8 protein-coding genes are annotated in these 11,220 nt (G+C 71.3%); 2 read left to right on the top strand and 6 right to left on the bottom strand.

All coding sequences use genetic code 11. From position 1 onward, the window contains the following. A partial coding sequence (locus H7F53_RS16610) for a tetratricopeptide repeat protein (RefSeq protein WP_425498161.1) occupies positions 1-654 on the top strand: 654 nt, incomplete at its 5' end. Next, positions 623-1,624 carry a tRNA lysidine(34) synthetase TilS gene (tilS, locus tag H7F53_RS16605; RefSeq protein ID WP_185680631.1) on the top strand — a complete coding sequence of 334 codons (1,002 nt, stop codon included), beginning with the start codon at positions 623-625 and terminating at the stop codon, positions 1,622-1,624. The genes H7F53_RS16610 and tilS, both read left to right, overlap by 32 nt. A 476-nt stretch (positions 1,625-2,100) precedes the next feature. Here the strand turns inward: tilS and H7F53_RS16600 are convergent, their stop codons facing one another. The 6 genes from H7F53_RS16600 to zwf form a co-directional block, all read right to left on the bottom strand. Continuing rightward, positions 2,101-2,766 carry a L,D-transpeptidase family protein gene (locus H7F53_RS16600; RefSeq protein WP_185680633.1) on the bottom strand — a complete coding sequence of 222 codons (666 nt, stop codon included), beginning with the start codon at positions 2,764-2,766 and terminating at the stop codon, positions 2,101-2,103. Positions 2,767-3,088: 322 nt separating this feature from the next. Then, positions 3,089-5,890 (bottom strand): phosphoenolpyruvate carboxylase, encoded by a 2,802-nt coding sequence (locus H7F53_RS16595; RefSeq protein WP_185680630.1) that lies wholly within the window; start codon positions 5,888-5,890, stop codon positions 3,089-3,091. Between the two features lie 136 nt (positions 5,891-6,026). Then, a complete protein-coding gene (eda, locus tag H7F53_RS16590; RefSeq protein ID WP_185680629.1) occupies positions 6,027-6,644 on the bottom strand; it encodes a bifunctional 4-hydroxy-2-oxoglutarate aldolase/2-dehydro-3-deoxy-phosphogluconate aldolase in 618 nt (205 codons plus the stop codon). Position 6,645: 1 nt separating this feature from the next. After that, positions 6,646-7,626: a glucokinase gene (locus tag H7F53_RS16585; protein WP_185680628.1), complete on the bottom strand. Its 981-nt coding sequence runs from the start codon at positions 7,624-7,626 to the stop codon at positions 6,646-6,648. 224 nt (positions 7,627-7,850) lie between these two features. Then, complete coding sequence (gene edd / locus H7F53_RS16580; protein ID WP_185680627.1) at positions 7,851-9,662, bottom strand: phosphogluconate dehydratase; 1,812 nt, start codon at positions 9,660-9,662, stop codon at positions 7,851-7,853. Positions 9,663-9,670: 8 nt separating this feature from the next. Continuing rightward, a complete protein-coding gene (gene zwf, locus H7F53_RS16575; protein WP_185680632.1) occupies positions 9,671-11,110 on the bottom strand; it encodes a glucose-6-phosphate dehydrogenase in 1,440 nt (479 codons plus the stop codon). Between the last annotated feature and the right edge of the window lie 110 nt (positions 11,111-11,220).

Here is an 11,220-nt window from a genome sequence, read left to right as displayed (position 1 = left end):
ACCACCGCTCCGACCGCCAGCGCGCCGTCGGCGGCGCTGGTCACCCCGGCGGGTTCCGCCGCCGGCAAGCCTGCCGCGGCCAGCCCGGCCGCCACCCTGCCGGTGCCGACCCCGGCGGCCGGCGGAGCGAAACCTGCCGCGCCCAAACCGGCGCCGGCCAAGCCCGCTGCCGCGGCGTCCGGCCCGGCCAAGCCCGCCGTGGCCGAAAAGCCCAGCCCGCAGCGCGTCGCCGCGGTGGCCAAGATCGCCAAGCCCGCCACCGGCAATGCCGGCGATGACGAGTACAGCTATGGCTTCCGCTTGTGGGAGGCCAAGTTCTACCCCGAGGCCCAGCAACAGCTGCGGCTCTATGTCGACAAGTATCCGCGCGACGCCAAAATCAGCTTTGGCCGCAACCTGCTCGGCCGCGCCTTCCTCGACGATGGCAAGCCGCGCGATGCCGCGCCGTGGTTCCTCAAGAACTACCAGGCCGACAAGAAGGGCGCCCGCGCCGCCGAGAGCCTGGTCTACCTGGCCGAGGCGATGCGCCAGCTGGGCGATACCAACCGCGCCTGCATCGCCCTGGCCGAATTCGCCGATACCTATCCGGCCGAGACCACCGGGCGGCTGAAGGGGCTCTACGATGCCACCCGCAAGGCCGTCACCTGCGACTGATCCGGGGGTGATCGATCCCGCCGCGGCGGCGCGCTTCGCCGCCGATCTCGGCGCGCTGCGCCGCCCGCCCGGGCGGCTTGGTCTGGCCGTGTCGGGCGGGCCCGACAGCCTTGCCCTGCTGGTGCTGGCCCACGCCGCCTGTCCCGGCCAGGTCGAGGCGGCGACCGTGGACCACGGCCTGCGCCCGGCCGCGGCGGAGGAGGCTGCCGGGGTGGCGCGGCTCTGCGCCGGGCTGGGTGTGCCGCACGAGACGCTGGCGGTCCAGGTGGCCCCCGGCAATGTCCAGACGGAGGCCCGCGCCGCGCGCTATGGCGCGCTGGCCGCCTGGCTCGAGCGGCGCGGGCTCGGCACCCTGCTCACCGCGCACCACGCCGACGATCAGGCCGAGACCCTGCTGCTGCGGCTCAACCGGGCGAGCGGGGTGGCCGGTCTGGCCGGGGTGCGTGCGGTGGGTGTTGTGCCCGGCACGCGCTGGCCGCTGCTGCGCCCGCTGCTGGGCTGGCGCCGCCACGATCTGGCTGCCGTGGTGACTGCCGCGGGGCTGCCTGCGGTCGACGATCCGAGCAACCACGATCCCCGCTTCGACCGCGCCCGCCTGCGCATGGCGCTGGCCGGGGCGGATTGGCTCGACATCGCCGCTGTCGCCCGCAGCGCCCAGCACCTGGCCGAGGCTGACGCCGCGCTCGACTGGGCAGCGGCGCGCGAATGGCAGGATCAGGTCAGCCCCGGTGCGCTCGGCTCCTATGTCTACCGCCCCCAGGCGCCGCGCGCGGTAGCGCTGCGGGTGCTGGCCCGGCTGATCGAAAAGCTCGATGGCACGGCTCCGCGCGGCTCGGCCGTCGCGCTGGTGTTCGACGCGCTGGTCGCGGGCCAGCCCGCCTCGATCGGCGGACTGGTGGCGCGGCCGCTGCCCGAGGGGTGGAGCTTCGCGAAGGCGCCGCTGCGCAGGGGCAAGAGCGATCCGGCCTAGGCGGCGGTGGCGCAAAGCCAGCCAGCGGGCCCCCGGAGCCAGTCCGGGGCGACGAGGGGAGAGGCGGGGTGGTGTCCGGGTTGGGTGGGGAGCGGATGTTGAGCTAAAGCCCGCCGAGGCCACCCCAAAACGCATGCGCACACCCATAAAATGGCACATCGTTAAAGCTATCGTCGTCCCGGGCTTGACCCGGGACAGGGCTGTTTTCCCCAACCTTCGCCACGCAAGCCCTGCCCCGGCTCAAGGCCGGGGCGACGATTAGAGGGTGGTCGTGTGTTCTGTGCTGAGAGGATCTGGATGTCCGACTTGGGGCGTGAGCAGCCATTGCACGCCAGAGCAGGCGTTGCTGACCCGCGAGGGCTTAACGTGGTGGCAAGCGGACTTTCCTTGATCCTCCCCGTGTTCGTCCGCCGGGCACAAAGGGGGAGGTGTCGGACGCCGCAGGCGGCTGTCGGAGGGCGCCGATTGCTATCCCCCTACCCCGTCAGCGAATCCCCCAAGCCCACCATCTTGCCGCGCGTGATGTAGACCGGGGTGCCGCGGGCGGCGATGGCGAACAGCTTCCTGGCGAAGGGGGTGGGCACGCCGACGCAGCCGTGGCTGGCATAGCCGTTCTGCACCGTGGTGCCGTGGATCGAGACGCCGTCGTTGGTCAGCCGCATCATGTAGGGCATCGGCGCGCCGTCATAGATGTTGGAGGTGTGGTCGGCGTCCTTCTCGGTGATCGGGAAGACCCCGGTGGGGGTGGGCTTCTCGGTGGTGCCGAGCAGCACCGCCGTCGCCGCGATCTCGTAGCCGCCGCGGAACACCGAAAGGACGCGCGCCTCGAGATCGACCGTGATCACCAGCGGCCCGTCGGCGGGGGCGCCGGCCTCGTCCCAGTGCCAGGCGCCATAGCGCAGCGGCCCGTCGATCGGCAGGATCCGCTTGATCACGAAGCGCTCGTCCCGGGCCGGCGCGGGGGCCGCCGGCGCAGCTGCCGCAACCGCGGGTGCCGGGGCGGGGCTGGCGGCAGCCACCACGGGGGCGGCCGCGCCGCGCGGCCCGGGAGACCGATCGGCTCCGCCGCCCAGCAGGCTCATCCCGACGATGCCGAGCCCCGCCGCCACCGTCGCCAGCCCGATCCAGCCATGGCTCGTCATCTGCACTGTCTGCCCTTGTCTGCGATCATCCCCAGGGTGTCCTCCCCCAGAACCGGGGCCAAGGCCAGCGCTGCGCCGGCCGTTTCCCGTCATGGGACTCGATAGCAGGGAAAGCTTAACGCCGCACCTTGCCTCGCGCGAAGGCCGCGGCCCCGACGAGCTTGACCCCAAAGCCCGTTCGGATCGGGCCCTTCGCCAAGCTCAGGACAAACTGTGGCCGCATGGGCCGCAGTCGAGACAGGCTGCCCGATGCCTCTCAACCTCGCTCGAGGCGAACGGCTGAGAGGTGCGTCGACCTCAACCGGACAGATTCCAGCCCGCTCTACCCGTGCGCGCCGAACTCGTTGGCGATGGCCGTGGTGATGCGCAGGCTCAGCTGCCAGGCGCGCTCGATCGGGTCGATGAAGTCGCGGCGGATCGCGGTGTAGCCGGTGGCGCCGCCGTCGGGCCAGTCGCTCGGCTCGTCCACCGTGAAGTCCGACACCGCCGGGAAGCTGGTCGGGAAGGCCCGGCGCAGCTGGGCGAGGGCGTCCTCCACGCGCAGGGTGAAAACCATCTCGAGCACGTCCTCGCGGGCGATGTCGTTAGCGCGGCTGAAGGCCGGGACCTGCACCGCGCGCAGGAACATGTGCTGGAACAGCGCCAGGCGGATCGCCTGGAGCACGCCCATCAGCCGGCGGCCGTGCTCGCGGTCGGCCAGCGGGGCCTCGTCGGGGATCAGGTCGAGCAGGCGGTGGAGCTTGACCGCATCGACGCGCAGCCGCGAGACCAGCCGGCGGAAGACACCGGCGCGATCGTCCTTGGTCAGGTACTCCGCCAGGGTCAGCGACGCGGTCGAGATGTGCGCCTCGTCGCCGCGATAGGGCCGGCTGGCCCAGAACGCGGAATTGTACAGTTCGCCATAGGCCGCCACGGTCTTGATCGAGGCCAGGGCATTGGCGGCGCGGACCAGGCGCACGATCTGGCGGCCCCGGTCGCTCTCGCGCAGCAGGGCGGCGATCTCCTCCACGTTCCCGTCCGCCGCCGTGCCGAACCCGGCGATCACGTTCACCGGATAGCCCAGCTGCTGGAGGATGGCGTTGTGCGGGATCGCGCGGATCTGGCGCAGGCTCATCCGCCGGTCGGCGGCGATGTCGGATTGGCGACGCGACTTGCGGCTGCCGGTGTCGTTGAGCAGGCCAAGCCCGAAGGCGGTCACCGCGCGCGAATAGGTGTCGCTGGCCAGGTGCTGCTGCTGGACCCGGCGGATCGCGCGGTAGAAGTCGAGGCTCAGGTCGGTGCGGCGATAGAACGGATCGGTCGGCGCCTTGGGATCGGCCTCGGCCGGGGCGTTCTGGGCGAAGCGGGTCAGCGTGGCCAGGGCCAGTTCGGGCGAGCCGAAGCTGAGATAGCCGTCGCCGCCCTGGAACGAGACCTCGGGTTCCAGCCGGATCCCGGCGCGCACGAAGCGCCGCCGCGCCCAGGGTGACATCTGCCAGCCGACCCGGTCGGCGAAGCTGGACGGGTGGCAGCCGCGGCCCATCGATTCGCCGCCCGTGTTGAAGATCAGCGCCGACACGTCGCCCAGGCCATTGGCGGCCATGGCCTCGGCCATCCGGCCGTGCAGGCGTTCGATCGCCAGCGCCGCGGGAATCTGGCCGACGAACCGTCCCGCATCCGAAAAGCCGGTCTGGATCGCCACCCGGCCGCGGCCCTTCGCGTAATCGCGATAGGCCTCCTCGGCCAGGAGCGCGTCCATGAAGCGGCCGCCGTGCTCGAGCGCGCTCTCGGTCTCGAACAGCGGCGAGACGTCGACCTTGTCGGCGATCCCGAACAGCTTGGCGAAATAGAGCGCGGCCAGCACCGTGGTGGGCTGTTCGCATTCGGCCACCAGCATGCGGATCGGAGTGTCGGCGTCGATGTGGTGCAGGATCTGCGCCATGGCCAGGAACTGGCGCGTCGCCGTGCTGTTCTCGATCGCCAGCGCCGCGAAATTGGTGCGCAGCGGCCGCGCCTCGGCCAGCAGCTCGCGCATGCGGACCAGCGCGGCCTGGCTGGCCAGATCGAGCCGGCCATCCGGATCGATCCGGCGGCGGATCGCGTTCTGCAGCTGGGATGAGTTCACCCGGAAGTGGATCCAGCCCATGCCGAGCCCGTCCGCGCGCATCGCCGCGGCGGTGACCAGCAGCGCGCGGGCGGTGTCGTCATCGGCCTGCCGCGCCTCGGCCTCCAGCTCGGCGATCACCGGGCCAAGCGAGGTGAGCTTGTCGGGGTGGTCGGCGGTGAGCGTGTTGGCCGCCTCGGACAGCGCCGCCGGATCGCTCAGGTCGCGCGCGAACAGCGCCGCCATGGTCGCGGCGCGGTCCCCCGCCCGTGCCAGGCGCGCGGCCAGCTCTGGCGCGACGGCGGCCAGCGAGGCGGCATAGCCGGCCAGCCGCTCGGCCTTTTCGGCCAGGCGGTAACGGATCGAGGTGTGCCAGCCGATGTCGGTGCGGCCGTCCATGTCGTAGCCGACCCAGGTGGCGAAGCGGAACGGACAGGGCCGCACCTCGCGCCAGCGCTTGGGCCACTGCGCGCGGGCGGCGTCCAGCACCTCGCCGACGATCCGGTCGCGCGCGGACTGGGCGTGGGTCAGCGCCTTCATCGCCTCCTCGTGCTCGTAGTCGAGCGTGATCGCGTCGCGATCGTGCGGCGCGACGCAGACCGTGGCGGCGGCAATGTCGTCGCTCGAGGCGGCGGCGACCACGGCGGCGGTCTGCGCGCGGGAGAGCAGGAAGGTGGGGTGGGCGGTGAACACCACGTGCAGGAACGGGCGCTGCCACCGCGCCACGAACTGGGCGAACTCGCCGCTCTGCGCCGCGCTGCGGATCGCCGCGGCATTGGCCGCCGGATCGACCGGGCCGACCATCCGCACCAGCCGGCTCGCCCGCGCCTGGAGGCTTTCGCACTCCAGCTCGGCGATCAGGCGGTCCAGATCGTCCAGCCCGAGCTGGCCGTTCTCGAGCTGGCGCGAGAGCTCCAGCCCGAGCTGCGACACCGGGTTGAACAGCGGGCTCATCGCGGTGAGCTGGTGCAGCTCCTGCAGACGGGATTCGAGCGCGGCCACGTTCAGCGGCGAGACGAAATCAGGCACGGCATTGGGCATCGCGGGGCGTTCCTTCGGTTCCGCCTGTGTGGGCCCCTCTCCCCGAGCGGCCGGCCTATTTTTCTCAGACCGCCGCCCGCTGGGAAGCCAGTCTGTCAGAATTACCCCGCTCGTGTCGAGCGGGGTGGGGGGTGGTTCAGGGTTTGCCCAGCGCCGCGGCAGCGCGGGCAGCCGCCTCGATCGCCGCGACATCGGGCTCACCCTTGTTCACGATCCACGATCCGCCGACGCAGAGCACGGCCTCCAGCGCCAGCCAGTTGGGCGCCGTCGCGAGGCTGATCCCGCCGGTGGGGCAGAACTGCGCCATCGGGAAGGGGCCGGTGAGGGCCTTCAGCGCGGGAATGCCGCCCGAGGTCTCGGCCGGGAAGAACTTGAACTGGGTCAACCCCAGGTCCAGCCCGAGCATGATGTCCGCGGCATTGGCCGTGCCGGGCAGGAAGGGCACGCCGCTCGCCACCGCGGCCTGGCCCAGCGCCGGGGTCAGCCCGGGCGAGACGATGAATTCGGCCCCGGCGGCCAGCGACCTGTCGAGATCCGCCGGGTTGAGCACGGTCCCGGCGCCCACGATCGCCCCGGGCACCGCGCGCATGGCCCTGATCGCGTCGATCGCGCAGGGGGTGCGCAGCGTCACCTCCAGCACGCGCAGCCCGCCGGCGACCAGCGCCTCGGCCACGGGCACGGCGTGGGCCACATCCTCGATCACCAGCACCGGAATGACCGGGGCGGTGCGCATGATGGTTTCGATCGGGCTCATCTCAGCAGTGTTCCTTGGCAAAGGCAGCGGCCGCGCCGAACAGGCCCGGCTGCGGATGGGTGATCAGCTTGACCGGCAGCGCCGCCATCAGCGCCTCGAACCGGCCCTTGGCGCGGAAGCGCTCGGCGAAGCCCGACTGCACCAGGGTCTGGCGGATGCGCAGGCCCAGCCCGCCGGCGATCACCACGCCGGCTGCGCCCTGGGCCAGCGCGAGGTCCCCTGCGACAGCGCCGAGCGAGAGGCAGAAGCGGTCGACCGCGGCGGCGGCCAGGCTGTCCTCGCCCGAGGTGCCGAGCTGCCAGATCGCGCGGTCGTCGAGCTGGCGGATCGGCTTGTCCTCCATCGCGGCGAGCGTCTCGTAGATGTCGACGATCGCCGGACCGGACACCACCCGCTCCACCGAGACGCGGCGGAAGCGCTGGCGCAGCCGGGCGAGGATGCGGTCCTCGATCGAATCGAGCGGGGCATAGTCGATATGTCCGCCCTCGGTCGGCTGGACCCGGTAGCCGCCCGCGCCATCGCGCCAGACATGGGCGGCGCCCAGGCCGGTGCCGGGGCCGACCACGGTGATCGTGCCATGCGCGGGAAGGGCCTCGTCCGGGCCGCAGAGGTGGACGAAGTCGGTCTCGCCGACCCGCGCGACGGCATGGCCGACCGCGGCGAAATCGTTGACCAGGGTGTGGCGCTGGGTGCCCAGCTTCTCGGGAATCAGCGCGGGGCGGATGATCCACGGGTTGTTGGTGAAACGGATCACCTCGCCGCCGACCGGCCCGGCGATGGCGATGGCCACGGCGGGCGGCAGGTCCCGCCCGAGATGGCGGGCGAAGTCCTCCCAGGCGGTCTGGAAGCTGGCGTGATCCTTGGTGTGGAGGGTAACCGGATCGCCCAGCGAGATCGCGCCGTCAGCCCCGATCGCGGCGAGGGCGAAGCGGGCGTGGGTGCCGCCGATGTCGACCGCGACGAGTTCGGTGGGGGTGGTCATGCGCGTCGCCCCGGCAAGACCCTGGTCGCCATCTCGACCGCCACTTTTCGGCCGTCATGCTGAACTTGTTTCAGCATCCCTTCCTCCCCGCATTCAGGTCACGCATGTCTTCATGGCGGTAATGTCGCACGCCATTCGTCTCACCGTGGCAAAGGCACGATGGATGCTGAAACGGGTTCAGCATGACGATGCGGCTGTGAACGGCACAGGACCGGGCATTTCCCTCACAGCCCTCCCAGCGCCAGCATGGCCGATCCGCCGCACTCGGCGCTGTCGGCATGATGGCGGAACATGGCGAACAGCTCACGCCCCATGCCCTCGCCGGCTGGCGGGGCCTCGGCCGGCGCGCGGCCCGCCAGGTCGGTGAGCACCTCAAGCGTGCCCTGGTGGGCGCAGAGCCGGATCACATCGCCGTCGCGGACCTGCGCCAGCGGCCCGCCACCCAGCGCCTCGGGGGTGACGTGGATCGCCGCGGGAACCTTGCCCGAGGCGCCCGACATGCGGCCGTCGGTGACCAGCGCGACCTTGAACCCGCGGTCCTGCAGCACGCCCAGCGCGGGGGTCAGCTTGTGCAGTTCGGGCATGCCGTTGGCGCGCGGGCCCTGGAAGCGGACCACCACGATCACGTCACGGTCAAGCTCGCCCGCCTTGAACGCGGCGGTCACCGCCTCCTGCGTGTCGAACACGCGCGCCGGCGCCTCGATCGTCCAGCGCTCGCGGTCGACCGCGCTGGTCTTGAAGGTGGCGCGGCCAAGATTGCCCTGGACCAGGCGCATGCCGCCGTCCGGCTGGAACGGCGCGGCGACCGGACGCAGCATGGAGTCGTCGCCGCTTTCGGCCGGGGCGGGTTGCCAGACCAGCCGGTCCTCCAGGATCGTCGGCTCGGTGGCATAGGCGGCCATGCCGCCCGCCGCGATCGTCAGCGTATCGCCGTGGATCAGCCCGGCATCGAGCAGCTCGCGGGTGACATAGGCGATCCCGCCCGCGGCGTGGAAGTGGTTCACGTCGCCCGCGCCGTTGGGATAGACCCGCGCCAGCAGCGGCACGACCGACGACAGCTCGTCGAGGTCCTGCCAGTCGAGCAGCACGCCCGCGGCACGCGCCATGGCGGGCAGGTGGATCGCATGGTTGGTCGAGCCACCGGTGGCGAGCAGGCCGACCGCGGCGTTGATGATCGCCTTCTCGTCGACCACCTGGCACAGCGGCCGGTGGTCAGTGCCCTTGCGCCCGATCGCGGCGAGGCGGTGCACCGCCTCGCGCGTCAGGGCCGAGCGCAGCGGCGTGTTGGGGGGGATGAACGAGGCCCCCGGCACGTGCAGGCCCATCAGCTCCATCATCATCTGGTTGGAATTGGCCGTGCCGTAGAAGGTGCAGGTGCCCGGCGAGTGGTACGACTTGCTCTCGCTTTCCAGCAGGTCGGCGCGGGTCGCCTTGCCCTCGGCGTAAAGCTGGCGGACCTTCTGCTTTTCCTTGTTGGGCAGGCCGCTCGGCATCGGGCCGCCGGGGACGAAGACGGCGGGCAGGTGGCCGAAGCGCAGCGCGCCGATCAGCAGGCCGGGCACGATCTTGTCGCAGATGCCGAGCAGGGCCATGCCGTCGAACATGGCGTGGCTCAGCGCCACCGCCGTGCCCAGCGCGATCGCGTCGCGGCTGAACAGCGACAGCTCCATCCCGTCCTGCCCCTGGGTCACCCCGTCGCACATCGCCGGGACCCCGCCCGCCACCTGGGCGGTCGCGCCGACCTCGCGCGCATAGAGCTTCATCGCCTCGGGGTAGCGGCCATAGGGCTGGTGGGCCGAGAGCATGTCGTTGTAGGCAGTGACGATCCCCAGGTTCGGCCCGCGGCCGGTGGAAATCGCGGTCTTGTCCTCCAGCGCGGCGGCGAAGCCGTGGGCCAGGTTCGAGCACGACAGGAATTCACGGTCGCCATGCCGGTCGCCCTCGCGCGCCATCAGGTCGAGGTAGCGCTGGCGCGAGGCCTTGGACTTTTCGATGATCCGGTCGGTGACGCGGGCAAGGGTGGGGTGCAGGGTCATGGGTCAGCTCACTCGTGCCAGGTGACGCCGTCGCGCTCGGCCAGCGCGATCGCAGCCGAGGGGCCCCAGCTGCCGGCGGTATAGGTCTTGGGGGTGATCGCGTGGTCGTCCCAGGTCTGGCGGACCGAATCGATCCACTCCCACTGGGCTTCCACTTCGTCGCGGCGGACGAACAGGGTCTGGTCGCCCTCGATCAGGTCGAGCAGCAGCCGTTCATAGGCGATGCGCTTTTTCGGCCCGGCGAAGGCATCGGGCATCGAGATGTCGAGCGAGACCTCGCGCAGGCGGATGCCGCCGCGATCGAGGCCCGGCTCCTTGGCCATCAGCGACAGCGTGATGTTCTCGGCCGGCTGGATCCCGATCACCAGCTGGTTGGGCTGGGTCCGCGCGCCGCGCCCGGCGAAGATCGAATGCGGCACCGGGCGGAACTGCACGACGATCTCGGTCACCCGCTCGTACAGGCGCTTGCCGGTGCGCAGGTAGAAGGGCACGCCCTTCCAGCGCCAGTTGTCGACATGGGCCTTGATCGCCACGAAGGTTTCGGTGTCCGAATCCTGGCCCAGCTCCTGGTCGTAGCCGGGCACTGCCGCGCCGCCGATCGCCCCGGCGCGGTACTGGCCGGTGACGGTCTCGTCGCGCTCCACCTTGCGCAGCGAGCGCAGCACCTTGACCTTCTCGTCGCGCACCGCGGTGGCGTCGAAGCTGGCGGGCGGCTCCATCGCGACCAGCGCGAGCAGCTGGAGCATGTGGTTCTGGACCATGTCGCGCAGCGCCCCGGCGCCGTCGTAGAAGCCCACCCGGCCCTCCAGCCCGACCGTCTCGGCAACGGTGATCTGGACGTGGTCGATATGCGCCGCGTTCCACAGCGGCTCGAACATCACGTTGGCGAAACGCAGCGCCAGCAGGTTCTGGACGGTCTCCTTGCCGAGATAGTGGTCGATCCGGAAGATCCGCTCCTCCGGGAAGGCGCTGCTCACTGCGTCGTTGATGTGGCGGCTGGTGGCCAGGTTGGTCCCGAGCGGTTTTTCCAGCCCGATCCGGGTGCGTTCACCCGCGAGGCCGCTGGCCACCAGGCCGGCGATGGTCGGCTCGAACAGGCTCGGCGCGGTCGACAGGAAGATCGCGAGGCCGTCCTGCACCGGGCCGACCTTGGCGGCCAGATCGGCGAAGCCGGCGGCATTGTTGGCGTCGAGCGGCTGGTAATGGAGGCGGGCGAGGAACGGTTCGATCGCCGGCTTGCGGTAATCCGGCAGGTAGGTCTCGAGCGCCTCGCGCGCGAAGGCCCGGTAGCCGGCGTCGTCCAGCTCCTGCCGGGCCGTGCCGACGATCCGCAGGTGATCGCTCACCAGCCCGTCGGCATCGAGCGCGCACAGCGAGGGCAGCAGCATGCGCTGCGCCAGGTCGCCGGTGGCGCCGAACAGCAGCAGGCAATCGGCCGTAAAACGCATGATCATCCCCCGGGGGTCAGGATCGGCCGCGGAGCCGGTCATCGGCCCGCCGCCAGGCACGGGCCCGCTACAGGCCCTGCCACAAGCATATCCACCTGCCCGGGGGGAAG

Origin of the sequence: Novosphingobium piscinae (assembly GCF_014230355.1) — a bacterium.
Taxonomy (GTDB): Bacteria; Pseudomonadota; Alphaproteobacteria; order Sphingomonadales; family Sphingomonadaceae; genus Novosphingobium; species Novosphingobium piscinae.
Note: the sequence above shows the minus strand (reverse complement) of the source record. Positions and strands in the feature narration are given on the sequence as shown.

Bases quoted from the DNA above. Each gene is read 5' to 3' on its own strand.
- H7F53_RS16600 (WP_185680633.1), bottom strand. From the start codon at position 2,766: ATGACGAGCCATGGCTGGATCGGGCTGGCGACGGTGGCGGCGGGGCTC.
- tilS (WP_185680631.1), top strand. From the start codon at position 623: ATGCCACCCGCAAGGCCGTCACCTGCGACTGATCCGGGGGTGATCGAT.
- eda (WP_185680629.1), bottom strand. From the start codon at position 6,644: ATGAGCCCGATCGAAACCATCATGCGCACCGCCCCGGTCATTCCGGTG.
- zwf (WP_185680632.1), bottom strand. From the start codon at position 11,110: ATGCGTTTTACGGCCGATTGCCTGCTGCTGTTCGGCGCCACCGGCGAC.
- H7F53_RS16595 (WP_185680630.1), bottom strand. From the start codon at position 5,890: ATGCCCAATGCCGTGCCTGATTTCGTCTCGCCGCTGAACGTGGCCGCG.
- H7F53_RS16585 (WP_185680628.1), bottom strand. From the start codon at position 7,626: ATGACCACCCCCACCGAACTCGTCGCGGTCGACATCGGCGGCACCCAC.
- edd (WP_185680627.1), bottom strand. From the start codon at position 9,662: ATGACCCTGCACCCCACCCTTGCCCGCGTCACCGACCGGATCATCGAA.